Source organism: Paenibacillus sp. JCM 10914 (assembly GCF_001315105.1).
Classification (GTDB): Bacteria; Bacillota; Bacilli; order Paenibacillales; family Paenibacillaceae; genus Paenibacillus_AQ.
The window spans coordinates 18200-44967 of record NZ_BAZR01000003.1 but is presented as its reverse complement, the minus strand read 5'-3'; the positions used below and the strand labels follow the sequence as shown (position 1 = coordinate 44967).

21 protein-coding genes and 3 pseudogenes are annotated in these 26768 nt (G+C 43.6%); 18 read left to right on the top strand and 6 right to left on the bottom strand.

Annotation, left to right across the window (positions count from 1 at the left end; all coding sequences use genetic code 11):
• The 13 genes from JCM10914_RS05730 (at position 1) to JCM10914_RS05670 (ending at position 13418) form a co-directional block, all read left to right on the top strand.
• On the top strand, positions 1-348 hold the full coding sequence (locus tag JCM10914_RS05730; protein ID WP_023958452.1) for a hypothetical protein: 348 nt from the start codon (positions 1-3) through the stop codon (positions 346-348).
• Positions 349-383: 35 nt separating this feature from the next.
• Complete coding sequence (locus tag JCM10914_RS05725) at positions 384-956, top strand: hypothetical protein (RefSeq protein ID WP_023958450.1); 573 nt, start codon at positions 384-386, stop codon at positions 954-956.
• Positions 957-1622, top strand: coding sequence for a hypothetical protein (locus JCM10914_RS05720; protein ID WP_023958448.1), 666 nt, complete (start codon positions 957-959; stop codon positions 1620-1622).
• A gap of 3 nt (positions 1623-1625) precedes the next feature.
• Entirely contained in the window at positions 1626-3869 is a 2244-nt protein-coding gene (locus tag JCM10914_RS05715; protein WP_023958446.1) for a hypothetical protein, read from the top strand.
• Positions 3870-3922: 53 nt separating this feature from the next.
• Positions 3923-4231 carry a hypothetical protein gene (locus JCM10914_RS05710; RefSeq protein ID WP_052019655.1) on the top strand — a complete coding sequence of 103 codons (309 nt, stop codon included), beginning with the start codon at positions 3923-3925 and terminating at the stop codon, positions 4229-4231.
• 137 nt (positions 4232-4368) lie between these two features.
• Positions 4369-5103, top strand: a complete 735-nt coding sequence (locus JCM10914_RS05705) for a discoidin domain-containing protein (RefSeq protein ID WP_023958444.1) — start codon at positions 4369-4371, stop codon at positions 5101-5103.
• A 70-nt stretch (positions 5104-5173) separates the two neighbouring features.
• Positions 5174-6346: a hypothetical protein gene (locus tag JCM10914_RS28775; protein WP_023958442.1), complete on the top strand. Its 1173-nt coding sequence runs from the start codon at positions 5174-5176 to the stop codon at positions 6344-6346.
• A gap of 30 nt (positions 6347-6376) precedes the next feature.
• Positions 6377-8377, top strand: a complete 2001-nt coding sequence (locus JCM10914_RS05695; protein ID WP_023958440.1) for a hypothetical protein — start codon at positions 6377-6379, stop codon at positions 8375-8377.
• Between the two features lie 31 nt (positions 8378-8408).
• On the top strand, positions 8409-10229 hold the full coding sequence (locus tag JCM10914_RS05690; RefSeq protein WP_036717152.1) for a DNRLRE domain-containing protein: 1821 nt from the start codon (positions 8409-8411) through the stop codon (positions 10227-10229).
• 66 nt (positions 10230-10295) lie between these two features.
• Complete coding sequence (locus JCM10914_RS05685; protein WP_023958436.1) at positions 10296-10742, top strand: holin family protein; 447 nt, start codon at positions 10296-10298, stop codon at positions 10740-10742.
• Positions 10743-10747: 5 nt separating this feature from the next.
• A complete protein-coding gene (locus JCM10914_RS28265; RefSeq protein ID WP_023958434.1) occupies positions 10748-11719 on the top strand; it encodes an N-acetylmuramoyl-L-alanine amidase in 972 nt (323 codons plus the stop codon).
• A gap of 84 nt (positions 11720-11803) precedes the next feature.
• Positions 11804-12433 (top strand): DUF1796 family putative cysteine peptidase, encoded by a 630-nt coding sequence (locus JCM10914_RS05675; protein ID WP_036717150.1) that lies wholly within the window; start codon positions 11804-11806, stop codon positions 12431-12433.
• A gap of 166 nt (positions 12434-12599) precedes the next feature.
• Positions 12600-13418, top strand: coding sequence for a hypothetical protein (locus JCM10914_RS05670; protein ID WP_023958432.1), 819 nt, complete (start codon positions 12600-12602; stop codon positions 13416-13418).
• Between the two features lie 13 nt (positions 13419-13431).
• Here JCM10914_RS05670 and JCM10914_RS05665 read toward each other — a convergent pair whose 3' ends face one another.
• Together JCM10914_RS05665 and JCM10914_RS05660 are read right to left on the bottom strand one after the other, a co-directional pair.
• A complete protein-coding gene (locus JCM10914_RS05665; protein ID WP_023958430.1) occupies positions 13432-14022 on the bottom strand; it encodes a hypothetical protein in 591 nt (196 codons plus the stop codon).
• Between the two features lie 164 nt (positions 14023-14186).
• Complete coding sequence (locus JCM10914_RS05660) at positions 14187-15029, bottom strand: AraC family transcriptional regulator (RefSeq protein WP_023958428.1); 843 nt, start codon at positions 15027-15029, stop codon at positions 14187-14189.
• 125 nt (positions 15030-15154) lie between these two features.
• Here JCM10914_RS05660 and JCM10914_RS05655 point away from each other — a divergent pair, with 125 nt between their 5' ends.
• Positions 15155-16150, top strand: coding sequence for a Gfo/Idh/MocA family protein (locus JCM10914_RS05655; RefSeq protein WP_023958426.1), 996 nt, complete (start codon positions 15155-15157; stop codon positions 16148-16150).
• Between the two features lie 34 nt (positions 16151-16184).
• Positions 16185-17125, top strand: a pseudogene (locus tag JCM10914_RS05650) (aldo/keto reductase).
• Between the two features lie 124 nt (positions 17126-17249).
• Here the strand turns inward: JCM10914_RS05650 and JCM10914_RS05645 are convergent.
• The 3 genes from JCM10914_RS05645 to JCM10914_RS05635 form a co-directional block, all read right to left on the bottom strand.
• Complete coding sequence (locus tag JCM10914_RS05645; RefSeq protein WP_023958420.1) at positions 17250-17843, bottom strand: TetR/AcrR family transcriptional regulator; 594 nt, start codon at positions 17841-17843, stop codon at positions 17250-17252.
• An 81-nt stretch (positions 17844-17924) separates the two neighbouring features.
• Positions 17925-18377: a VOC family protein gene (locus tag JCM10914_RS05640; protein ID WP_023958418.1), complete on the bottom strand. Its 453-nt coding sequence runs from the start codon at positions 18375-18377 to the stop codon at positions 17925-17927.
• 138 nt (positions 18378-18515) lie between these two features.
• A complete protein-coding gene (locus tag JCM10914_RS05635) occupies positions 18516-18833 on the bottom strand; it encodes a hypothetical protein (RefSeq protein ID WP_023958416.1) in 318 nt (105 codons plus the stop codon).
• A 134-nt stretch (positions 18834-18967) separates the two neighbouring features.
• Here JCM10914_RS05635 and JCM10914_RS05630 point away from each other — a divergent pair, with 134 nt between their 5' ends.
• Both JCM10914_RS05630 and JCM10914_RS05625 read left to right on the top strand, forming a co-directional pair.
• Positions 18968-19249, top strand: coding sequence for a GNAT family N-acetyltransferase (locus JCM10914_RS05630; protein WP_023958414.1), 282 nt, complete (start codon positions 18968-18970; stop codon positions 19247-19249).
• A 166-nt stretch (positions 19250-19415) separates the two neighbouring features.
• Complete coding sequence (locus JCM10914_RS05625; protein WP_023958412.1) at positions 19416-22358, top strand: PAS domain-containing protein; 2943 nt, start codon at positions 19416-19418, stop codon at positions 22356-22358.
• Positions 22359-22493: 135 nt separating this feature from the next.
• On the opposite strand, the pseudogene pepF reads toward JCM10914_RS05625, so the two are convergent.
• Positions 22494-24295, bottom strand: a pseudogene (gene pepF / locus JCM10914_RS05620) (oligoendopeptidase F).
• A gap of 515 nt (positions 24296-24810) precedes the next feature.
• Here pepF and JCM10914_RS05615 point away from each other — a divergent pair.
• A pseudogene (locus tag JCM10914_RS05615) lies at positions 24811-26758 on the top strand (DNA mismatch repair protein MutS).
• Positions 26759-26768 lie beyond the last annotated feature (10 nt).

The window sequence follows — 26768 nt, the reverse complement described above, 5'->3', positions numbered from 1 at the left end:
ATGAATTCATTTTATACTGACGAGTACAAGCGTGTCTGGGGGAATCAGACGATCAACGGCGAAGTTGAGATCATTACAGGTGCTAATGACGAACTGAACATTTTTACGGACACCGAATCTTATACGCTTACTCTTCGCCCTGGTAAGTACCATACTGAATATACAACCAATGTTTCAGCACTAGTTGACGAACTCAATCATCAAATCTCAATAAGCACCTTACCCATCGTGGCCTTATTGGGTGGTTATCATAAAGATGAAAAGTACAATATTGTCGTTCTCCAAATGACGAACGGCAAAGAGATCGTGGATGTTACTGGCACATTTTTTGATAGTTATTTTGCTTAAGACAACCAAATTACTTATGAAAGTAGTGAGAAAACATGGCTACTCAAGAAATTGCTATCCCGCTCGATTTTTCCAGAGGTTCGTTCGATAACGTTGTATACGAAAATAATCAGCTGCGTTTGATTCAAGATACTCAAGATGATGCCGGCCATGGCGTTTATCGCAATACGGGTAGTTGGATATCAGAAGTGATTGTCATTAAAGATAAAGTTACTTCATTCAGGCGCATAGCACGAAATGTAGCTACCAAAGGGAGCGGTTCGTATAAAATCTACACCGCCTCTTCTCCTGACCGAGTGACATGGAGCCCATGGACTGAAATCGATTATGCTAACGGCGGAATATTCACACCAGTTGATCAATACGCCAAAGTGAAAATTGAATTGTTCGCAAGTAAGGTATCAAGTCACTTTACAGTTGATGACTTTACTACTCCAGATAAATATACCAATCCGTATGTAAATAGCGCGAATGGAGTTTTGGAGTTAAATCAACAATACTTTCTTATTGGTACAGAAGATATGAATTGGAATGATGAGGGGAAGTTGTTTAGCACGAAGGTTAATAAAAGTAAGTTTAAAGCTATTGATAGAATTGAGGTGGTTTAGATGCCGATACCAGCAACAACAGGAATCTTGCGATCAAGGATTCAAGATTTGTCGATAGGAGATTATATCTATGGCTTTTACGACAAAAGTATATCTACATGGGGAATCGGCGAGGCCAAGGGAGTCGAGTATCCATTGGAAGGTATGCCAGCAACATCTTTTGATACTGGATATTTCTATTACATCAAGGTCGACATCGGTCTTCTAGTAGCTGATCGCATAATTCAGAACACACAATCATGGAACACTCTTAACCAATCAAGTAAAGTAATTCAGGGTAGAACGGAAGTGTTTGGAGGGGTGAAGGGAAGCTTTCGTTCTCTCACAGGAGGAGTTGCTTATTCGGATGTGAATGGTAATTTATCACTGTCGGATATGGGTCTTGGTGGGTGGCCTAGTAACAACGAGTGGGATAAATACATCGTGAATTTCCCAACAGAAAAAATTCAATTTGGGAAAACATTAGATGATGTGTTTAATTGGAGTCCATTGTTTACGTGGACACAAGATACTCCCACAATTGGATTGGTAATAGGGTCTACTACAGTAACGAATGCATTTAGGACGTTTAGAGGAAGAACTACAGTCAATCATTTTAGTGGAAATCTTTCTAATAATTCTGCTTCAGTCGGTTTTCGACCAGTTTTTGAATATAAGGAGGTGTAATTTATGGCTACAATAGGTCAATCTTTAACTGCTCCTGAAAGTGGTTGGAAGCGAATGAACGCCGATCATCAACTATTGTCATATATGGGGACATGGATAACGCAAACTAATCCTGCATATTCAGGTGGAACAAATAAACACTCTAACAATGCAGGTAATAAGATATCTTTCACTTTTAGAGGAACAAAACTGAGATATATCGGACAGTACAACACCACATCTCAAACACCGTCATCTATATCGATAGACGGTGTGACAGAGCAAATCACATTTCTAACCAATACGCTGATTAATTCGGCGCTAGTATATGAGAAAACAGGGCTGAGTGACGACATTCATACAGTTGTAATAACTATAAACTCTCCCAATGAGAATCAGTCAATACAAGGCATTGATATTGACTCTAATGGCCGCCTTCTTCATCCCGACGAAGTAACCAAAATCAAAGACCTTCAAATTGGTAAACGTATCCGTTGCAATTATTCTGTGATCTCTACAAATACAGTAGGCTCTTTTAGTGGACTTGGGCAAGAAACGTCAGATTTCATTCCAGCTACAAGCACATCTATACCTAACGGAGACTTCTACTTGATTATGGTTGAAGACTTCAACAGAAAGAAGATTTTAGTGGCTGATCGTAACATACAGAACTCAATATCGTGGGATACATTGAATAATAATGGACTAGCTACCGGCGCATGTATTAAATTCAATCCAGTTGGTGTATTGTCTGGATATGAGTCTGGCAAAGTGATAATTACTGATAACGGATATGTCACTGGAAGCTATGGTGAATATCAAGGATGGAGAGCGTTCGATAGGAAAAATGGTAATGGCGACAAATGGACGAGGCGAATATCAGCTAACGATCCTGCCGAGCTAATCATCAGATTCAAAGATGATAAGCAGATGATTACTGCTTTATCAATAACTCCTCCACCATCTATATCGTCAAGCCCAACAGAACACCCCAAACATTTTAAACTACAAGGATCAGATGATGGTCATAAGTGGAGAGATATATTCGAAAATAGCAACGGTATCGGTGGCGTGAAAACGAGATTTGCTTTTAGGAATAGTCAAGGATACTCCTACTATCGCTTTTCTGTATTGTCATCGCAAGGTGGAAGTCAAATGCAAATTGGGGAGCTGGAATTCGAAAGCGAATCTATTGGTTACGAAGCATCTATGCGCCTTCTCACTGGTGGTACTTCTGCAACAGATGACAAAAACGAGTGGGATAAGTATATTGTTAATTCAACTTTAAACAGTTCGATTACGGCAGGAGATAATAATGTCTGGAATTGGAGAGGCATATTGTCATGGTCATCTACTACACTAGCGACACATGCAAGCCAGAGAGTTTTAAGAGGCGACAAGACGAACAATTATTATTTCAGTTACAATGCAAACCAAGTATACAATACTTGTGGTTTTCGCCCAGTCGTTGAAATTAAAATATTGCCGCAAATTAAATCTTTTATCTTAGCGAATGGCGAGTATATGAGGTGGGAGCCTGGGAAACCAGAGACAAAGCCGTACAGCCCTGACACTATAATACCTAAGATGACTTCAAACACTGCACCTTATGGTTTGGCATTTGCAGATACAGAGTATGGTACTGGTTCTGCCCCTTGGAAGGCGTTTGATCAGATTGATAACAATGAAGGGTATACAACGAAGAATGGAAGTACCGTTGGCTTTCTAGGGTACATTTTCGACATACCTTTATATATTGGGAAGTACGTCATAAGAAGCGTTACTAGTGCCTACTTGATTAGAATGCCTAAAGTCTGGACATTTGAAGGCTCCAATGATACCACCAATGGAAGAGATGGGACTTGGTTTACGCTGGATACCCGCACGAATCAATCTTGGTCAAGTGGGTTTATGGATATTGAATTTACAATCGATAATCCTCAAAGATTTAAAGCTTATCGTCTGAATTGGACTGAAAATAACGGTAATGCTAGCTTTACAAGCATAAATGAATTAAAGATGTACAGCTATACTCCACCTAAATCAGCAATTCCGCCCAAATGGGAAACAGTATCGACAATATTGCCTAATGTGGACACTTTTATAAGTGAAGGAATGGATGATTTATCAATATTGGATAGGAAGCCAACATCAATCACCATTCCAATGGATGACAACACTTCATCAGGCGAGGTGTTAGGTAGAGGTAAAATGTACAAAGAGCGACTTAATAAATATATTGATATTAAGAAAATTAATGTGAAGTAGGGCTTGCCCCTCTACTTCTTTTTTGTTCTTTCCTAAAAAGGTTCTATCAAGAAATGGATGGTGATGAAATGGCTTACTTGTCTAATGTTAATGCCATACCAGAAATGACAAGTGATACTGCGCCTTCGGGTGGAGCAAGTGCAAGCTCAACTCAAAATCAAGCATGGATTGCTTTTAGTAATGCAAATGATTGGAGAACGGCGAATGGTCAAACTGCGGGTTGGATAAGATATGATTTTACAAGAAAGATCGTCATATCCAAATACTCAATTAAACCTATACAAGCACGGGTGGAGCAAGTGCAAATCCTAAAGACTGGACATTTGAAGGTTCTAACGATAATACAAACTGGGTCATTCTAGACTCTCAGACTAATCAAACAGGATGGGGTTCGAGTGAAAGGGAATATATATTTTCAAACAGCAAAGAGTACGAAAAATACAGATTAAATTTTTCCTCAAACAACGGTCATGCTACTTGGACAGGAATAAATAGACTTATGATGTTTGAATATTTCTATGATCAGAAAATCTTACTTTTAAACGAACATAAATTAAAATCTATTGTTGAGTATAATTATTCAGAGAGCTTAATCCCAGATATGACGGTATATTCAAATGCCATTGGTACAATAAGAGCATCTACAGAGGGTGGTTCTGGTTATGAAGCTTGGAGAGCCTTCACAGACAGCAATCAAAATTGGGGTTCTAGCACTACTGGATACCCTCAATGGATTGGCTTTACATTTAATGATCTAACGAAGGTTAACAAATATGAAGTTACTAATGGTAATGGTACTCTCAGCACCAGATATCCTACATCATGGACATTCGAAGGTTCGTTAGATAACCTTGAATGGACAGTATTAGATAGTAGAAAAGGTGAGTCTTGGACAGGGGAAAAAACAGCACGAGAATTTGAATTTATAAATAGTAAAGCGTTTAAAATTTACCGTTTAAACATCAGCTCTGGAAATAACACAATCTCTATAGGAATAAATCGAATTAAGATGTTTTACAAGCCGCAACCTACTCTAATTACAATCAATAAAATGTCACCTACAGAAAATGAATTTTTATCATATGGTATGGAGTCATCGAATGTCAAAACTCTAATTTCATTCGATACAGTGAGAAGTATAGAATTGGAAACGAGTCAGTTTGGTTCTGGAAAGGTATTTGAACATTCAGTTGATTTATCAAAAAGAAGAACGAAAAAAATATTACTTCTGTAGAATTAAGCTCACTAGTTATTTTTATAATATAAATGCTTGTTTATTCAATCAGGAAGGTAAGTGAAAGTGAATGACAAAGACAAGTTATTCGTCAATATATGGTAGTGGAAATCGAAGATCGCTAATCTATTCGACAAGTACATCAGGGTTACTTAATGCAAACGCACCAGATCCTAACAATCTAATTGACGGAGAAATAGGCACAAGTAATACTAATTCGATTTATTTTATATCGAATGTTTTGAACGGTTCGCAATATATTACTTTTGACTTTAAAGTTCCTATGCTAATTAGCGAAGCAAAAATATACATGAGTAACTTTACACAATGTGGAACATGGCAATGGCAAGGGAGCACTAATGGAGTTAATTATGATGATATTGGAGCAACTTTTGTATGGGGTGGCTCGAATGTGACCACTGTACAAACTTTGAATTCGAATACTACTTGGTATAGGTATTATCGGGCGAAGGGAGTTAGTGGAGTTACTTCTAGTAATCCAAGGACTCAAGAAATTGAATTTAAAGCATATATACCAACTAATAAATTCTTACTTTCGTCAGAAAATAGTAAATACTATTCTTTAACCCCTGAGTACAAAGGAAAAAGTACGGTAATTCCAAATATGACATCTAACAATACGCCAAGAGGCAGAGTGTTTGCAAGTAGTATTAATAGTGTTAATCAAGATGCTTGGTATGCTTTTAGCCAAATAACAGGAGGTTGGTATTCGGCTATTAATTCAACCACTGGATATTTAGGCTATGAGTTTAATGATAGCATAATAATTAATAAATATTCATTGCAATTCAGTACTACGGCAAGACCTGTCAGTTGGTTATTTCAAGGCTCTGATGATGGTGTCATTTGGGTTGATTTAGATTCTAGAGTAGATCAGGCTACATCAACTGGCATTGAATACTTTTACGAGTTTGAGAATATAAACATATACAAATTATACAGAATCAATGTAATGTCTATCAGTTCTGGCTTTTCACAATTTGCCATTCAATATTTCAAAATGTTTGAATATATCCCACCTAAACTAATATTATTGGACGATCTAAGTGAAGAGAATTTTATTAAGTATGGGATGGACAAGGAAACAAGTATCGATACATATAGTCCAATGAATACGCAATCATTTGCGGTTGACCAAAGTGAAACACTAGGATCTGGCAAAGTCTTCAAGCAAACTATCGACAAATCAAAATTGCCGATCAAGAATGTGAGCATTGAGTAAAATAATTGTTTTAGAAAGGAGAGAAAGTCATTGAGATTGGTGTCAATAATTCCAATAATGACCTCTGATTCTCAAGAAGGTTTTGTAGTTACTCCATCAAATGGGCGTAATGCATTTGATGGGAATATACAATCTCCTTATCGATCAGCTATAACACCAACCCTGCCAGGGTATCTAACTATCACTTTTCCGAGAAAGTTTTATGTTTCTCGTTACGAAATTGTTTTGGGTCATTATGATGCATTAAGCCCAAGTATAACTAGTATGAACACTTGGGATTTTGAAGGTCTAGTTAATGGAAGCTGGATAATCCTCCATAGCGGCAGTAACCCTAGTGCGAAAAATAATCTAACTTTCAATATAACACCAACTTTAGTTGAAGCTATACGGATAAAATGCAAAACCAAACATGGAAATAACTCCTGGGGTGTTGATGAACTCATCGTATATCAAGCTGTTTATGACGAAAAAACACTAGTCTTTCATGAGGGTGTTTATAAAACCTATTTGTTTAGTTCCTGGGAGGTTCTAGGCACATCTGTTAGTGAAAGCGATTATCTTTCTAATGGGATGGATGACATTTCTATAATCCCTGAACAAGCATGGGTAACGTTAACAGGGGATGTTGAGCTGTGTCATTGGACTGAAAGCCCTTATAGAACAGAAGCTTTATTTAATGTCGAAACCACTTTTTTTACAATTGCCGAAGAATGGGAAAATCAAACCATTCAAATAATTGAATACACCGACGATCCAAACCAAATGGAATCTTCCATCATGATGGAAACTGAACCATTTGGTTTTTATGATGAATTCAAAGATACAATGGATGTCCTCTACTATACCGACGATCCACGGAAAACCAGTGCTGAATTAGAGCTAAAAGCTAATTACAGCCCACTTGATGAATTAGACGGCGACTTCGACATCGTCACCTGGACCGATCAGGAAGATCTTGATGAACTCCACTTCAATATGACAGCCTCCCCCCTCTCCCAACTCATCATTCAAGATGAGGACTTTCAAATCTACGGGGATCTTCAATCCATCATCATTAATAAAATCTCACAAGAAGGAACGATTAAATTACTACTTTCCTTTGACGAAGGTCGGACCTGGGAATATTTCAAGTTTAATACATGGAGACTTACCGATGTATCCAATATGGAGATGGTTAGAAGACATGCCATGGATATTGGCTCTTTAAACAACATTACAGAAGAAGATTTCTCCTCCAAGGGTAATAAAATCAGGGTTGCCTACTACATCGATGACAATATTCATTGGAATCAACACACACAAGTCGACAACATCAAGATTGTATCCAACGCCCCTGTTGATGATGCCAAATTCTCTAGTGCAGAGTTCTATCTGCTGAATACACTTGCCACCCTTCAGCTTACAGTCGGTGGAAATAAATTGATGGGGCAGTTAGATGACCCTGATAAAGGCAAAGTTCAATATCGCGTCATCCTGAATAACAAGCCCTATTATCCATCCAACGGGAGTTTCACCCCTCTCACTCCGGCTCCGCTTGATATTAATCTCAATATTTCCGAAAGAGAAATATTATTTGGTCAGAACAACTCCCTCACCGTAGAGTTTCAGGATGGCTGGGGGCAACAAGATAGTTGGACTACCACATTTCTCGGTACATACTCTGGATTAATGTTCATGGACGAGAATGGCCAATACTATTCTGATTCATTTGGCGGTTTATTAAAGCACCTGGATTTTGACATTGTCGTAGCAGGACAGACTACGGACTACCAGAAAGTCATCGTCAAGAACCAACTTGGACAAGTCGTACAAAATCTGTTGCTTGAAGTTGCTAAAGACAAGCTGCCATCAGGTGTGACCATTGAACTCTCTTATACGGATCCGTTTATTGCCGAGGATTACTTACTGTTTAATAAATTGATTAACCCCAATGATGAGCTGGTGTTCTATGTTCGGATTGCAACGGCCATTACCGCACCACCCGCTCCTAATGGGCAATTCGAAATTCGGGCGAAAGTGGATCCCGTATAATCTCAATACAATGAGATAGGAAGTGAAACATTTGTATCATGAATATCACGATCTCCATAGTGAGATTTATATAAGGCAGCGTCTTGAGAACAAAGTTTCGGGGCGCTTTATTCTTTTCCGTTCTAATCACAATGATGTAGATTCATCGCTCTTTACCATGATAAGAACTAACAACGATCTGGACGCATTACTTTCAGTCAGGACACTTAAATCCCAAGAAATCACCAGTACACTCGACATCAAATATAGAGGTCATGGGGACATAGAATCTCATATAGAAGCCATAGCAGCATCTTTTCTTGAATGCACATTAGAAATTCTGCCACACAACCGACTATTCGGTAAATTTGAATTACTGGAAGCCCCAAGAAGTGATGTATATTTGCCACCGCTGGCGGATGCAACGACTCGGAGTCGAGACGATCTGCGAACCATTAACTATGGCGATATGAAGAGCATGCTCACAGGGAACAACACAGATGAGGCTTTCGAGGCTTTTGTATCCTTCGGAGAATTAAAAGACCGAATCCCTGATCTCAAAATTCTGGAAAGTGCTAAACTACGACTTTATTATATCAACTTTCCAAGTAACGCAAACCTGGAACTGCATCAGCCGAACACCATCTGGCGTGAACTAGGCGTGACGCATGCAAATAAACCCTATTCACTAGAACTTTTAAGTAATCAATATGTTCATAATACGACGGAAAGATATGTTGAATTTGATGTCCTCGATATTGCCGAACGATGGGAATCCAGTAAACTTCTTAACTATGGCTTTATTATCAAAACGACGAACAATGAAGCTTTAAGCTTCTTCACAAGAGAATCCGGAATCCCCCCTCTTCTCATCGTTCATTATATTACTTCACAAATCTACAGCCCCGGACGCACTGATCTTGAATCCACATTATTTATTAACGGTAAGGGACATAAAGAAATAACAGGTCATTTAACGGTGCATAGTGACGTAGGTTTCACATCATTGGATTGCGCGCTATATGTTCATAGAAAAGAAGATCCTATGTTCACTGAGCTAGCTTCTTCCATTGTTGCTTCACGGCCGGATGTTCATGCTGACTTGACCATTGCTCGACGAAATTATGATCAAATCGAAAGCATTTTAACCGTGTCTAACAAAAGGACAGCGGATTTTGAGTTTAATCTTAGTGCAAGTGTTCCAGACCTTGTTGGTGACATGATTATCGATCCAGATGCATTCTTATCAAGCGTCGTGACAATTGCCAGAGTTGAGAATGAAGAAGCTGAAGCTTCTATCATTGCTTCACAGCGGGATCTATCGGGGGACTTGACAGTCACTTCAATCAAAAAGTCGTTAACTGACATCAATAGCTTCTTGACCGTAAAGAACTCAATCGAAGAAGATATCGTATCTCATATCTCTGTCTCGAAACCTGATATGAATGCGGAGATGGTTATACGGGCTTTAGGCGAAACGGATTTGGAAACGAGTATCGAATTGCCACATTACGAATCACATGAGGCACATCTCGCTTCTTCCATTCCCGACTTAGCTGCAAGCCTTTTACTAAAGGATAAGAATGAGTTCGATGCTGTGTTATGGATCAAAGATCATCATTTCCTTGATGCTGCTATAGATGCTAAACAAATCAATGAATTGGATGCCTCAATCCTAATCAAGCAAATCAGTAACATCGACTCCGAAATCATCGTAAACGTCCCCGACTTAGCAGGATACCTCAGTCCAAGGATTGCCGGTGTCGAAGAATTAATCAGCACGATCAGTATTCGCAAAAGAGACGTAAGTGATATGGATAGTACCCTACTTGTTAAAGGAACCAGTAACAGTGCTTATTATTTCATTATTTAATTCTCTTCAGGACTCCCACCGGGGGTCCTTTTATTTTATATAACATCATCTAATGGAGGAAATTCCGTGTATGAATCAACACTATATAAATTATTATTTTATACCATCGGGGGTTCTGTGATCACATTTTTATTTGGAAGCTGGTCACAGCCCTTAAATGTCCTAGCTACACTGGTAACGCTCGATTATGTAACGGGACTAGCTGCTTCCTACTATGAAGGAAGAAAGAATGTGGAAGACACCTCGAAAGGTTGGAACTCCAATAAAGGGTACTGGGGGATTATCAAAAAAATCTTAATGTTCTCTGTCATTGCTCTCCTATTTCAAATTGATAAGTTGCTCGGCTTAGATGGATCTCTTAGCCTCATGACGGGAGCCATATTCTTCTATATTGGCAATGAGCTAATCAGTCTTATGGAGAACTATGGAAGGCTGGACTTACCTATGCCACCTCAGATGAAAAATGCCATTACCGCATTAAAAAGCAAAGCTTCTGACGAAGGGAAAGGATGACTCGTGTGAAGCACAGTGGCCAATTTATACTTCTAACTCGTCTGGAATTCTATGAATGGTTGAAGACACAGAGTTTCAAAAGGAAAATCTCTATCATTCAAAATCATCATACATGGGCTCCTAATTACACTTCCTTTAACGGTAGTAATCATTTCGCTCGACTTGAGGCCATGAAACGCTTTCATGTCCATACCAACGGATGGTCTGACATTGGACAAAACATCACAACATTCCCTGACGGCTTAATCGCCATTTGCCGTTCATTTGACACAACCCCTGCAGGCATTAAAGGAGCGAACACAGGTGCGTTATGTTTGGAGCATATTGGCAACTTTGATACCAATGGTGATCACATGACCAAAGAGCATAAACACACCATTACCTTCTTGAATGCTGCATTATGCGAAGTTTTCAAACTTCCAGTCGATACAGAGCATATCGTATACCATCACTGGTACAGCCCATCTGGCACTAAAGTATATAATTTCAAAACCGGCGTAAAGCTAAATGGTTTGCCGGCAAAATCTTGCCCGGGATCTACGTTCTTTCTAGGTAATTCCGTCTTACAAGCTCAGAAAAATTTTATTCCTCTCGTTCAAGAGGCTTACCATAACTTAAAAGTAAAGGATGATGACGCTATGACGCCAAGTGAAAGACAACAGTTTGAACAACTTAAACAGACGGTCGCCACATTAAAATCTGAGATTAAAGCCCTCACCAATAGTAAAAATGTATTGAAGAAAGGGGTTCAAGAACAAGGAGCCTCGCTTAAGAAGACAGGTGAGCGAGTTAAGGTTTTAGAGAATAGAGCGAAATTAACGCAAATCCCGTCCTATGCTCAAAGAGCAATCAGCGCCCTTGTTCAACTCCGGGATCAGTATGGCAGCCCGGTCATCGATACACCGCACGGAAGAAGTGCAGACTTTTATTCGCTAATTACTGTACTATATCGTGCAGGATTACTAGTCAAAAAATAAGAATATTGCAGCACCTCCCCATACCAATCCTATCATCTCAACATACGATACTATTGATAGTTTTGGAGTTAGGAGGTAGACCACGTGACGATACCTTCGGCATTTCAGGAGATATACAGTCTCGGTCACAACTGTCAGGTGGCGACACAACTGAGAAAGAACGGCTTACGGCGGGCAGCCGGGCCGTGGGACTGGTTTAATTTTGCTTCGACGAGCGAGTTTTGCAAGGTCATTCGTAACCGGATGGACGATTTTATGCAGCTCCCCAACCTTGAAATCTATGCAAAATCCGTGAACACCTACTATGTACGAGACAGATCCTCTTCCTGTCTCTCTTTTCATGACTTTAAGAATGACCCGCGTAAGGCTCCGCTGTATGATTACCCTATCTTCCGTGAACGGCTGGATCGACGTCTGACACGGTTTCATGACGCATTGGACTCCGATCGATCCGTATTGCTCGTTCGCATGATCCCCCACCGTAAAGACGCGCAAACAATCTATGATACGATACGGGACACCTACTCCAATGCCAATATCACCTATTTATTTGTCATGTTGAGCAGAGATTCACAGATATTCACCTTACCCACGTTTTCAGAGCATGTAAACATTATACAAATCCCCAAAGGCCATACCTGGGAAGGAGATACGGCTTCTTGGAACCAAATACTCAGTCCCTTACAAGCTCCAATAATACGAATATATGTTTGACAATGAGCACCTTCATCCTTTATAGTATAAAAAAGTGAATCGGATTCTTACGAAGGAAGCACCCGTAAGAGAGGCGTATTACCGCCTTTCTATCGGGTGCTTTTTTTTTCGTAAATCCACCACAACACCAGCGCCTGAGCGCTGCTATTCGTGAAGGAGTGATTGTATGCTACGCCGAATTATGTCCGTGTTCCTCATTTGTATCTTGACTGCCTCCCTCTTCCCTGGTTATATCGTGGAGGCCGCCGCCATTGAATTTACCGACGCCATCCAGAAGCAACTGAATGCCACCGCGGAACGAGCAACCGGTTCCAACCAGTCCAAATTAACCAAGCAATTTAACGACTTGAAGTCAGAACAGCAACAGACGATGAGTTGGGATGACAAAATATCTTCCTTGCGTTACGCCAACGAAGCCAAGACATCGGAGACGCGCAAACGGATCAACGACATTGATAAAGACAAAATTCGTCGCCTCGAAGATCAACTCCAATCCGCGAAGAACAAATACCAGCCATTGTTTAATACCTATACAGCCTTGAACAAGCAAATCGCAACGACCAAGAAACTGAAGGACAAGACGCTAGCGAAAATGCTGCAAACCCAAGCCGACAGCATGAAGCTAATGGTTACACTCGGCAAACAAGACATCAAAAACAAACAAAACGCCTTAACCGCGGCCAAGAAAGCCAAAACCAGCAAGGCAACAAAGGTACGTTCTATTCTTGCCGAAATCGAACCTATCAAGAGCCGGATCAAGGCTGACAAAAGCGCAATCTCTAATCCAAATAAATTAATGCAAACCGAGTGGAAGAATTTCAAAGCCGCCATTAAGGCACAAGAGCCAGCCCGCACTGCGGATACTCTGTCTCGTCTCGTAACGTTATCCGGTCAAATACTCTCCAAGAAAAAAAGCATTTATCAATATGAAGTGAAAATTGAGGACATCATCAAGCGAGCTAACACAGAACTAACCCGTTCCTAATGTGTTAGCATCGCTACAGTACGACAGTCTGCATAAGATTAGGCTGATTAGCCAATCTTGTCTGATCCAGTAAGGGATAATCATACAACATGCCTTCGTACACGAGTTCGAGCGAGGGATGTTCAAGGAAATCATTGGGAGTGACAATTGAGGATGGTCGATCCCATAACGAAATGCCACTTTGCTTAATGGCTTCCGCCACGAACTGAGAACAGAAATAGGACCGTTCACGCGTAATATCCAGTCGGACCATCAGCCCGATCATGCCAAGAAGATTATAGCTATACGCGTCTTTCTCATCCTTATAGTGCTGGATGACCCTGCCTGCTGCTTCAACATGATGACGGGATACTTCCATGCGGAGTAGTGCACAGCGGGTGTCAGGAAAATGCCGGTAGGTCCCTTCATATATATCTTCCTGAACAAATCCGCCTACCCATGGATTGTTGGCACATTTCCGACCGAAGCTATACACTTCATTTAAGCCCTCATCTAATGCAAGCGAAGCATGATTATAAGGTGCAGCTGTAATCCGTTTAATCATCTTCGTGAACTTCGTTCCCGTATCGGTTAACATTACATATATCGTGTTAGTTTCGTTCATATCGCTTTCCCCCACGTCGTACACATATTGATCAGGATTTCGTCAAATCCTTCTGTTAATATTATTGTAGTGGGGGCAAGCCATTTCTTTAACCGACCATAGATGTGATTAAAACCTAGACCTAAGTCGGGGTGTTACCTGTCCGGTCGGTCTAATCATCATAGTTATCCGTTCATCCCATATAGTCGTCGGTAAGATGAAGGCGTCATTCCTTCGTGCTCCATGAATCGCTTATTAAAATAACTGACGCTCGGATAACCTGCCTCTACCGCAATCTCCCCGATGGTTTTCTCTTTATGGTCGAGCAGCCATTGCTTCGCCATCTGGAGTCGACAACGGGTTATGAAATCCATCGGTGTCATCTCCATGACATTCCGGAACAGTTTGCAGAAATAATACGTGCTAACCCCCAGCTTATCCGCCCACTCTTCCAGCACGAAAGGCTGTGCTGCATCGTGCTGCATTTCAGGCAACAATTCCAGAATGCGGTTTATGCTGCTGCTCGATTTGTTACCCGACAAGGCTGATGCCTGCTCAACAAATACGGCTAACAAAGCGTAAGTCAACGTTGATAATTGAGCCGGCTTTAGCATACGATGCCGTTCCGCTTCACTTAACAGTGCCTCATGAGCTTCCTCAAACACGGTCGGTTGTCGGATACTCCATAACAGACTTTTGTGAAATCCGCGTTCGATGAAATAATTTTGCAATCCACTTCCATAGAAATGAAACCACCGGACGTCCCATGGATCATCCTGACTGCTATAATAACGCTGAACCTGCATCGGAAAATAGAGCACTGCCTCTCCAGGACCGAGCGTATACACCTGATTATCGATCTCCACATGCCCTTTGCCAGAGGCAACGTAATGAATATTGAAGTTGTTCAACGCCCCTGCTGCACGGGCCACGCTATGTTCCGGGTCGTCTCGATAAATCCCTACGGATTCCGGCAGACAGAAGAACGGCATTTCCGGTAGCGTTAACAAATGCGATTGCCGTTTCATACTGCCCATCTCCTTCATGACAATATTGTTATAATCCAATGCAAAATAATATTATATCAATTTTAATATCTGTCTTTTATAATCGCAATATAATCTTATTTCAAGACAGAGGAGCTGACTTTGATATGACCCAGAAGATTCGTTGGGGCGTCCTTGGTTGTGCCAGCATTGCCAAGCGTTCGGTGATACCCGGCTTGCAACAATCCAAACATAACGAAGTTGTGGCGATTGCCAGCCGGAACGAAGATACCGCCAAACAAACAGCGAATGAGTTGCATATTCCCAAAGCCTACGGGAGCTATGAATCCCTTTTAGCCGATACTTCCATAGATGCAGTCTACATCCCGCTTCCGAACCATCTGCACAAGGAATGGAGCATTCGTGCCGCCGAAGCAGGCAAACATATTCTATGCGAGAAACCACTTGCCCTGACCGAAGCTGAAGCGTCCGAGATGGCAGAAGCAGCCGACCAGGCTGGAGTCTATCTGGCGGAAGCATTTATGTATCGCCACCACCCTCGTTATGACATTTTGAAGGATATGATCGCCGCGGGAGCGATTGGAGACATTCGCGGTATTCGCAGTGCGTTCACCTTCAATAGCTCTTCTAACCACGGTAACGTTCGCTTCCGTAAGGATTGGGGCGGAGGTTCCATCTATGATATCGGCTGTTATCCGATCAATGCGGCACGCCTTTTGCTAGATAAGGAGCCTGAGGCCGTTACGGTTCAAGCTCTTTTCTCGCCTGAGCATGGTCAGGTAGATATGATGGCATCGGGCCTCGTCGAATTCCCGGACTCCGTCTCCCTCACCTTCGATTGCGGCATGTGGGCAGCGTTTCGTAATCCACTGGAAATCTTAGGAACCGATGGACTTATCGAAGTCCCGTATGCCTACAGCTTGCCAGAGGATGGCGGCAATTTCTATTTAACGAATGGCGATGGCCGACAAGAAATCGAAGTACCGGTAGCGAATGCTTACAGTGAACAAGGCGACCAACTAGCAGAAGCCATTCTGAATCGCACGCCGCTTCGTTACTCTGCCGAAGATGCCATCCGGAACATGCGCGTGATTGATGCTTGTCTGTTGTCTGCGGAAGCACGAAAGAGAGTGACATTGTAATCCATTACACATACAGCCCGAGGAGGAATTAAATATGGAGTACATCTCGATTAAAGGGTTAAACAAACCCGTCTCAGCCCTTATGAAGGGAACGGACTACTTTTATCATGATAGTTATGAGAAAGCCGCAGCCAATCTGGACGCCTATCTGCCATTGGCGGCAACTCGGTTGATACCGCGCATATATACTGCGGCGGTCAAAGCGAAGAAGTAATCGGCCGTTATATGAAGGAGCGAGGTAACCGCGAACAGCTCGTCATTCTGACAAAGGGTGCTCACCACGATCAGCATGGACCGCGCGTAAGCAAGAAGGACATCAAGAGCGACATCACAACGAGTCTGGAAAGACTTCAGACGGATTTTATCGATCTGTATGCCCTTCATCGCGACGACCCTGCCGTCCCTGCGGGTGAGGTAGTTGAGATTCTGAATGAATATACCTCGAATGGGACGGTCGGAGCGATCGGCGTATCCAACTGGACCTGGCAGCGCATTCAGGAAGCGAATCAATATGCGAAGGATAACGGATTAGTCGGCTTCTCCTTTAGTTCTCCCAACCTGAGTTTGGCAAAAGCAAACGAACCGTTCTGGGCAGGCTGCGTATCCGCAGATGCCCAGACCATTGCCTGGCATGAATCGGAACAGCTTCCGCTTCTCTCATGGTCTTCTCAGGCAAGAGGTTTCTTCACCGGCCGATTCTCACCGGAAATTCGGGACAACGCGGACTTGGTACGGGTATTCTACAGCGACGAGAACTGGGAGCGCCTGGAGCGTGCCAAACAATTGGCTGCAGCCAAAGGAGTTACTGCAATCCAAATTGCCCTCGCCTATGTGCTGAATCAACCATTCCCGACATGTGCCCTGATCGGTGCGCAATCACCCGAAGAGCTGCAGTCTTGTGATGAAGGATCCAACATCAAGCTTAGTCGGGCAGAGTTAGATTGGCTTGACCTGACGACATCAACATTATCCTAACTACCATAAAGCGCCTTGAGCATTGGATGCTGCCATCCAGTCTCAAGCGCTTTTCTCAATCAATTCCTCAATCATCTTTAACCTTATGATCCATCCCTATGAGCACATGCTTGCCTATCCGGGGCTATAACACGCTTACTTTAAAGCCGTTCAACATCCCCGTAATAACCTCCATGGTCTCTTCAAGACTCCCCGCCGTTTCCGGCAGTTGCGCCACCCATAGCGAGCATTCATTCAAGGCACCCGATATGGCATGCGTCATGGCATCGACAGAGACCGGCTTTATGACTCCCTTCTCCTGCAGCACGACCAGTTGTTCACTCAGATGACTCATCGAATTCTGCTCGTCCATCTCGCGCCAAGCCTCCCAGCCAACGACGCTCGGACCGTCGATGAGCATGATCCGCTTATTCTGCGTTTCTACTACCGCCGCTATAAAGGCACGACAACCAAGCAACAGTTGTTCCCACGGGTCGTCTGAACGATCGGCTTCCTCCTCCACGCGCTGTCCAATTTCCGTTTGCACTAAATCAAGCACGGCTAAGAACAATCCTTGTTTATTCTTAAAATGATGATACAATGCTCCGCGAGTTACATTTGCATGATCGGCCACCTCTTCCAGTGTCGTGTTAGCGAACCCTTTTTCCGTAAAATGGGCTCTGGCCACCTTCAGCAGCAGCTGAATCGTCTCATTCGTTTCACTCTGGTTTCTTCTCATATTCTGCAGCCTCTCTATGCAATCGTTGTAATGTCATTTTATTGGATGTAAAGCTATCCTTCAAGGCCGTAGTTGTGTCCATTATCCATCATTGCGCCCGTCAGAAGTCCAAACCTCTTCTTTATATTGTGCCATAAAAGCCTCTGATGGTGGAATAATTGTAATCATATCAATCATGACCCCAGCCGGATCACTTGTAATAAAATGCCTCTGGCCAAATTCTTCATCACGAATGTCCAAATGAAGAGGTAATTTTTCATCCTGTATGAGTCGATTATACTCTGCATCAACATCATCCACTTCGAAATTAAGGATGAGCCCTTGCGCATTTTGTTGAAATTGAGCGGGAACGGTAGCATGATCCTTGGATAGAATCGCCAGTTCATAACTTTGTAGTTCGGATGTTGCCATCTTCAAGCTTACATACCAATCAGCTTCAAATACAATTTCAAATCCGAAGTAACGGGTATAAAATTGTGCAACCTCACTGATCTTGTCCGTCATTATAACCGGATAAAAGCCTTGGATTTTCATAATGAACACATCTCCTTTAGATCGATGATATGCATTCAATTTAACATACATACCGTATGTATGTAAATAACGATTTCTATTTATAACCAAATCCAAGCAATTAAAGAACCCGCAGAAGGATCTGCAGGTTCCAAGTTTCTACCAGAGCAGGCTAACGGCCAAAAGATTGAACAGTGCCAGCGGGAGTACGACATTAGGGTTAGGACCATATCCATATGGTGGGAATCCCGGATAGAAGCCTCGATTTGCCTGCTCGACCAGAATGTATACGTTTTTGGCATCGATATTAAAAATGACGCCTTCAACAACTTCATCATCTATCGTCTGAATTCTAACCTTGCGATTCATCGCGTTCTTCAGCGCTGCATGTGCATTTTCCCGGTGTTTCTTCATGTGGTGCGCGATTTGATGATCACATTGAAACAGTATTTGCTGTTGATTGGAATACGTAGTCATGTTGCTCCTCCTTCAAATATCTTCTCCCCGTATTGTATGCAGCAGCCTATATAAGGGTGTTGGCCTACCCACAATTTCGTTTAATCCTCTGCAGATGCGGGTATAGTACAACCATGAAAGGAGGACGTAACCACATGGATAAACGAAAATTTCAATCCAGACCGGGAGGCTTCTTTCTCGAGGACAATGGAAAAACCGTTGCCGAAATTTCTTACTCAGCTCAGGGTGAAGATGTCATCAGCATCGATCACACCTATATTTCTCCAGGACTGCGCGGTCAAGGCATCGCAGATGAATTGGTCAGAGCGGTTGTGGCATATGCTCGTGCGGAAGGATTGAAGATAATCCCGGTGTGCTCTTATGCTGGGCATTATTTTGATAAGAATCTGGATGATCGCCCGTTGCTGCACACGTGATTTTCTTCAACAAAACAAGGTATATGCCAGCCAGCCCAAAAGCGAATTGCATTCTTTAGGGTTGGTTTTTGCCTGCCAGCTAATATTAATATGTATTGCGATAGAGTCGTATGATCTACTATGATCAATATAGATATATCTACAAGTTCGGGGAGGCAACAAATTCATGAATGTTAAAGCTGAGAATGGGCTCTGGGAACAAATATTCAACAGACTCCCAGGCGGGTGCATCCTGATTTCTGCGGATATGCAGCATATCATCATGGCAAACGATATGTTTTGTGAGTTAACAGGACATGACCGTTCTGAGTTACTTTCAAGTAAACTCTCTGACATTGCCATATGGAGTAAACTTTCCCTGGAGCAGCTTATTCCAGCTCTTGCTTCTGGTGAGCCGAGCCAATCGGATGCAGGCGTGAACAAGACCATCCAATATACCTATCCAAACGGTCGTAGCAAAGCAACAAACGTCCACCTCTCTTTCATTCACGATCCTGCTGAGGATAAAGCCCCGCATCTTCTTTGCCGTGTAGAGTTGGATCCCAACGAACAGGGGCAAACGCCGGTCATTCGTAACGAAGAGTTACTGTCCTTGATTGCAAAAAATGCACAAGATGTTATCTCCATCAGCAACGCCGATGGCATCATTGAATATGTCTCACCCTCCGTATTTGATATTCTAGGTTACACACCCGAAGAAATGATTGGCATGGCCCGTACAAGCTATTACCATGCTGTTGATTCCGAACAGATGAAACAGCCGGGGAAAATGTATTCGGATGTAGACATATTCAAACGCAGAGTCCGCCATAAAGACGGCCATTATCTATGGTTCGATACTTCATTCCAGATTATCAGGCATGGTGACGGCCAGGTATCCAAAGTCATCTCCATTGGACGTAATATTACCAAACACAAGACGGATCAAGATACACTCATGCAAGCTCAACGTATCGCCAAGGTGGGGTCATGGAGATGGGATATGATCTCGGGATCGATCTCGTTTAGTGAAGAGATGCGGCGAATCTTCGGCTATCAGATCGAAGCATCCGAACCGAGTATTCGCTCCCTGCTCAGGTTGGTACTGCCGGAGGATCGCAAGCGGTTTAAGGTAGCCAAACGACAATTCGAACATGACAAGACGAGCGAGATGATCTACCGCATTGATCTTGGGGATGGCGAAATTCGCACCATTAGAGCACAATGGGAAATATCCGCCACGGCCAATGGCAAGCTGATCGAAATGATCGGAATGGCCCAGGATCTAACAGAGCAAATCCAGTTGGAACAGATCTCACAGGAGAAGGAAAGCCATTATCGATTAATTACAGAGAATTCACTCGATTTTATATCTCGAAACTCAACGCAGGATTGTACTTTTTTATATTGTTCACCCTCCAGCTACGCACTGCTCGGTTATCGGCCAGAAGAATTGGTTGGGACAAGCGCTTTCGATTATGTATATGCAGAGGACGTTACGGCGCTTAGGCAATATTTAAAGGATTGCATCGATGACGCGACACAGTCGCCGATAACCTTTCGTTACATACATAAGGACGGCAGACATATCTGGTTTGAAGTGAACTGTAAATCCATCCTCCAGCCGGACGGCGATACGCAGGAGATGATCTCGATCGCGCGGGATATATCCGAACGCAAACGGATGGAGTTCAAACTTAAAGAGAACGAACAACGGTATCGCTCCCTGTTCGAATATAACCCAACGGCTGTATACTCCATGAATCTGGACGGCGATTATCTCACCGCGAACAAGAACTTACAGGAGATCACAGGCTACTCGCTAGATGAATTGGTTGGTATGTATTTCGGTCCCATTGTCGCCGAGAAAGATCAGGCCCGCACGCTCTATCATTTCAATCTGGCCAAAAAAGGTAAACCGCAAAGCTATGATCTGACCATCATCCACAAAGACGGTCACCCGGTCGAGATCAATTCAGTCAACATTCCCATTATCGTTGACGATGAGGTTGTTGGCGTCTATGGCATCACGCGAGATATAACAGAACGAATACGGTCGATGGAAGAAATCAAGAAACTGGGTCGTGAATTGACGCTGCTGCTCAACACGGTGTCCGAGGGCATTCTCGGGCTCGATATGGAAGGTTGCGTCGCCTTTACGAACCCCGCCGCCGCGGTCATGCTGGATTACCTCCCCGAATCGATGATAGGCAAATCCTGCGAGCTCGTGATGAAGGAGATTCGTCATGACGGGAGCTTTTATCAAGGTGAGGAATCCCCACTATATCAAGCCGTGAAACGAGGAATGCCGCTGCAACGAACCGAAATCGTGCTCTGGCGGTCAGATGGCACCAGCTTCTTAGCTAATTACCAAATTAACCCAATATGGGATCAAGGTGAACGCAAAGGGGCTGTTATCGTGTTCCGGGATATTACGGACGAGAAGGAAATCGTTCGCGCCAAGGAAGCAGCTGAGCGGGCGGACCAAGCCAAGACGGAATTTTTAACGATGATGAGTCACGAATTGCGAACACCGATGAATGGCATTATCGGCATGATCGAGCTACTGCGCACGACTGCACTTGATGAGGATCAAGATAACTATACGAACATTCTCATGGAGAGCAGCAACTCACTACTGCATATTTTGAATGGGATTCTGGATTTCAGCAGGATTGAGACGGGGCATATGATCCTGAACGACGAACCTATCGACCTGCGGTTCCAGTTCGAAAGCGTCATCGACCTTTTTTCGACCAAAGCGCATGAAAAAGGACTGACATTGACATGCCAGATTAATCCGCATACTGTACCTGAAATCGTTACAGGCGATGCCCAGCGTATAAGGCAAGTATTAATTAATCTGATCAGTAATGCGATTAAATTTACCGAGAACGGCAGCATTACGCTATCGGTGGATGCCCTGCATCGTGCTGGCACCGAGGAGTACACGCTCTCTTTCCAGGTGCAAGACACCGGAATCGGTATCCCTGCCAAACTGCAAGACAAACTGTTTCTCTCGTTCTCCCAGCTACATCCATCTTTAAACCGTAAATACGGGGGAACCGGATTGGGATTAGCGATCTGCAAGAAACTGGTTGAACTCATGGGGGGCACGATTGGTCGATAGTCAGGAGCATTGTGGATCCACCTTCTACTTTACGGTGCCTTCGCGCAGAATAACAGCTGATACATTCGAATGAAGGATGAGAAAGGGTGATTCCCAGCCACGGCTGTGGAATCACCCTTTTTCGTTAATCCGTAGTTACTCTGCGTATAATAATTCCAATTCATCAACAAGCGAACCAACGTAAGCCACAGCTTTGGAGATCGGCTCCTTGGTCGACATATCTACCCCGCCATCGCCATCAACTCCAGCGGACTAAGGTTACCGCCTTCCTTAAGCACATTTAACCACCGGTCAACAGCAGGTTGTCCTTCTTCCTTAATCAGCTGTGCCACGGCCGTGGATGCGGTTAATCCGGCAGCATACGTATACGGGTACAGCCCCATGTAATAGTGAGGTTGTCTCATCCAGGTAAGTTTTGCATCGTCATCAAGATCCAATGCATCGCCCCAGAAATCGGACAATACCTCACCTTTAAGCTCCGACAATCGATCAGCCGTAATCGGTTCATCCGCCATCGCATGACGATACACTCTTCGCTGCATCTCGGCTTCAAGCAGATGCGTGACATAATTATGGTAATATGTGCTGAGCAACTGCAGCATGATCCAGCGCCGCATTCGATTGTCCTCGGATTTCGCCATCAGGTGATCGGCCAGCAGCAATTCATTCATCGTCGATGGCGCTTCAATGAAATACAAGGAAGGACGGGCGTTCGTAATCGTTTGGTATCGGGCGGCCAGCATAAGATGGCCTGCATGTCCGACTTCATGCGCGAGGGTAAACGCATTGCGCATATTGTCTGCCCATGCCATAAGGATGTAGGAATGCAAGCCGTATACAGATGCGCAGAACGCCCCGGTTGATTTGCCGATGTTGTCGGCGTAATCCACCCAGCGCTGGGAGAATGATGACGTCACAATCTCTCCGTATTCTGGTCCTAATATGGATAACGCCTCACTTATCGTAGTACAAGCTTCTTCATACGTTATGCTCGGATTAAAATCGGGATCCATTGGCGCTTTCAGATCACAGAATTGCATTTGATCCAATCCCAGCACCCTTTTCTTAAGTTTCATTAACTTCCGCATAGGTGGGGCCAGTTCGGTTAGCAGTGTATCATGTATATTATTATACATCTCCATGGTCACTTGCTGCGGTTTCAGCAGCATGTCGGTCACGGAATCATACCCGCGCAGTCTCGAGAGAACGACCTGCTTCTTGACCTCTGTTGCATACGCTTCGGCGATGGTATGGCGCGAGCCATGCAGCGATTTGGAGAATGAAGCAAATGATTTCCGGCGAAGTTCGGCATCTTCCGAGACTTCATACGAATTCTCATATAAGCGGAACGACACCGGCAGCGTCTGCTCACGTACCTGTATATCGTCAAAAGTCATGTCGGACAGCTTGCTGCGCAAATAAATCCGATACGGGGAACTTTGCAATTCGCCAAGCGATGCCAGAACGCCCTCGGTCTCCGGACTCAAACGGTGCGGCTTCGTGTCCATCAGCAGCTTCAAACTGCGAGCGAACGGCGCAAGGCCCGCTTCCTCTGCTATGTATGACTCCAATACACCATCTTCAAGTTCCAGAAGCTGAGAATCAATAAAGCTTAGCGAAGATTGGATACGTGAGAATACATCGCCAGCCTTGGCTGTGTTTGCCAGGTTGACCGGATTCGTTCCATCCTCGGATTGACGCAGCGTTGCGTAAGCCCGGACCTTGCCAATATGCTCATCTAATGCTTCTTGTTCTTTCAAACATTCCAACAACACGTGCGCTCCCTCAGCAAACCTTCCCTTGAAGCGAGTCAGCTTAGCTGCCTGCGATTCGACCGACTGCAGGCCGGCCAGATAGTCCTCTTGCGATACAAATAGGTCGTCCAGATTCCAGGTAGACTCTACCGGTACTTCACTACGTTTTAACATTTTCCCCATGAGTACATCTCCTTTTTCGCAAACTTGCATGTTTTGAGCACGCAACATTATTGGCTGATTCATTTTTATCATAGCATATTTTTCCGCTGATCGAATCCCTCTCTCAGCGCTTGACTTTTTGCTTTCGATTTGTTTATAGTTAGGTCATACTCTTACTCAAAGGAGAGATTTTGATGTCGGTGGTTATTCTTAACTAAAGCAATTTCATATCATGAATGGAAATGTACAACGACTTGTTTGATGTACACCTCTGGTTCATGTCCCTGTTAGGGGCATGTCTGTTTCTTGTTGCTTCCATTCATTGTTTGAATTAGTTAAGAACTGCGGATATCATAAAACCCCCACTACGTAGGTGTATTCAATGATGATATAGTCATATCCGTGCTGAGTTCAGCACGGATTTTTTGGCTCTATCTTTTTGAATGCTTTCTCTGGGCGGCAAGTGAACCTGTGTTCACTTGCCGCCTTTTTTGCGTTAGATCACAACCATACGAACGACAAAGGAGAATCGAATCATGAACCCCACTGCATTAACGAAACTTGAATACGAGAAGATACGAACAGAACTCGGACACTTCACAGCCTCTTACCTTGGCTTGTCGCATGTCCACAAGATGGCGCCGTCGACCCAGATTAAAGCGATCCGGCACCAGCTCAACGAGACGGAAGAGGCTAAGCAGCTGCTTCAGACCGGGGCAAGCGTTCCCATTCCATCGCTTGAAGGATTAGAGCTCATTCTGGACTTGTTAGGAACTGGTTATGTGCTGTCCGAGCGAGAATTCGGGCATCTGGTGCAATTTCTGCGCAGCTGCCGACAATTGATTCAGTATATGAACACCAAAGGGTCGATCGCCCCCACGATAAGCTCCTATGCCTCCTCTCTAAGTGAACTGCGTCCACTGCTGACCGCCATCGAACAACGTATTTATAATGGACGAATCGTGGATGGAGCCAGCAAGGAACTAAGCAAGATCCGGAAGAAGTTAGGCGTTATGGAGGATCGCATCAAACGTAAACTTGACAGTCTGGTATCTCGCTACAAAGGAATTTTGCAAGAGCATGTTGTGAGCAAGCGAGATGGCAGGTACGTCCTGCCCATCAAGAAAGAACATCGCAAGGTTGTGCCAGGATCCATTCTGGACGAATCGGCCAGCGGCCAAACCGTATTCATTGAACCTGCTGATCTTCAAAGTCTTCAGATGGAGCTTCATTATTTGCGTGCTGATGAAATAAAGGAAGAGACGAAGGTTCTTAGTGAATTAACGGCGCTTACGGAACAACACGAACAAGAATTACGAACCAATACGGATATCGTCGGTATTTACGATTACATTATTGCCAAAGGTAAATACGCGGTTTCCATCAAGGGACGCAATGTAACGTTGAACCAGGAGGGATTCATCCATCTTAAATCTGCGGTACACCCTTTACTTGGTGCCTCTATGGTCCCGCTTGATTTCAGCATTGGCCGTGATTACAGCACACTGATTATTACAGGTCCCAACACGGGGGGGAAAACATCTGCCTTGAAGACGGTTGGACTCATAACAGTCATGGTACAATCAGGCCTGCTAGTACCTGTTGCTGAGGGCAGCCATTGTGCGATATTTGACGAAGTGTCGGTAGACATCGGTGACGGACAGAGTCTGGAGCATGCGCTGAGTACCTTCTCTGCCCATATTCGAAATATTCGTGATATCTTGCAGACAGCAGGCCGTTCCAGTCTCGTATTGCTTGACGAAATGGCGTCCGGAACCGATCCGGGTGAAGGAGTGGGTCTATCCATTGCCATTTTGGAGGAGCTGCACAGACGCCGAGCAACGGTCGTGGTAACGACCCATTTTACCGAAATCAAGAATTTTGCCAATCATAGGCCCGGATTCGAGAACGCTCGGATGGAATTTGACGAGGAAACGCTTGAGCCTCTCTATCGGCTGAGAATCGGTGAAGCGGGAAACAGTTATGCCTTTGTCATTGCTGCCAAGTTAGGCATACCTGCAGCCATTATTAGCAGATCACGGGAAATCACCAATAACGGAGCAGATCGGATTCTTGAGGTACCCGCGGATACTCCTGTTAAAACATCAACTGAACCAAATGCCGCGGATCGTTCAAACAAAATCAAGGCATCTAAGCAAACTGAATCGGTACCTTCCCTAGAAGAAGACTCTTCATCTCAGCCAAAATTCAACATAGGCGATCGAGTCTATATTCCCTATCTCGGGCGGAGCGCAACAGTCTATGAAGTGAAAGATCAGATGGGAAACGTCGGCGTCATGATTCAGAAAGAGAAACTCAAGATCAATCATAAACGGATCAACTTACATTGCGGCCGAGAATCTCTATCCGGAGGATTATGATATGGACATCGTATTCGAGTCCAAGGAGAACCGTAAGAAGCGCAATCTCATGCAGCGGAAACATATTGAAGGTCTGCAGATCGAGATCAAGCCCGAAGACTGATTCTATTTAT

Coding starts and splice junctions, on each gene's coding strand:
- JCM10914_RS05715 (WP_023958446.1), top strand. CDS start 1,626: ATGGCTACAATAGGTCAATCTTTAACTGCTCCTGAAAGTGGTTGGAAG.
- JCM10914_RS28775 (WP_023958442.1), top strand. CDS start 5,174: ATGACAAAGACAAGTTATTCGTCAATATATGGTAGTGGAAATCGAAGA.
- JCM10914_RS05640 (WP_023958418.1), bottom strand. CDS start 18,377: ATGAAAATCCAAGGCTTTTATCCGGTTATAATGACGGACAAGATCAGT.
- JCM10914_RS05635 (WP_023958416.1), bottom strand. CDS start 18,833: ATGACTACGTATTCCAATCAACAGCAAATACTGTTTCAATGTGATCAT.
- JCM10914_RS05660 (WP_023958428.1), bottom strand. CDS start 15,029: ATGAAACGGCAATCGCATTTGTTAACGCTACCGGAAATGCCGTTCTTC.
- JCM10914_RS05670 (WP_023958432.1), top strand. CDS start 12,600: ATGCTACGCCGAATTATGTCCGTGTTCCTCATTTGTATCTTGACTGCC.
- JCM10914_RS05645 (WP_023958420.1), bottom strand. CDS start 17,843: ATGAGAAGAAACCAGAGTGAAACGAATGAGACGATTCAGCTGCTGCTG.
- JCM10914_RS05630 (WP_023958414.1), top strand. CDS start 18,968: ATGGATAAACGAAAATTTCAATCCAGACCGGGAGGCTTCTTTCTCGAG.
- JCM10914_RS05625 (WP_023958412.1), top strand. CDS start 19,416: ATGAATGTTAAAGCTGAGAATGGGCTCTGGGAACAAATATTCAACAGA.
- JCM10914_RS05730 (WP_023958452.1), top strand. CDS start 1: ATGAATTCATTTTATACTGACGAGTACAAGCGTGTCTGGGGGAATCAG.
- JCM10914_RS05665 (WP_023958430.1), bottom strand. CDS start 14,022: ATGAACGAAACTAACACGATATATGTAATGTTAACCGATACGGGAACG.
- JCM10914_RS05710 (WP_052019655.1), top strand. CDS start 3,923: ATGGATGGTGATGAAATGGCTTACTTGTCTAATGTTAATGCCATACCA.
- JCM10914_RS05655 (WP_023958426.1), top strand. CDS start 15,155: ATGACCCAGAAGATTCGTTGGGGCGTCCTTGGTTGTGCCAGCATTGCC.
- JCM10914_RS05725 (WP_023958450.1), top strand. CDS start 384: ATGGCTACTCAAGAAATTGCTATCCCGCTCGATTTTTCCAGAGGTTCG.
- JCM10914_RS05705 (WP_023958444.1), top strand. CDS start 4,369: ATGATGTTTGAATATTTCTATGATCAGAAAATCTTACTTTTAAACGAA.
- JCM10914_RS05720 (WP_023958448.1), top strand. CDS start 957: ATGCCGATACCAGCAACAACAGGAATCTTGCGATCAAGGATTCAAGAT.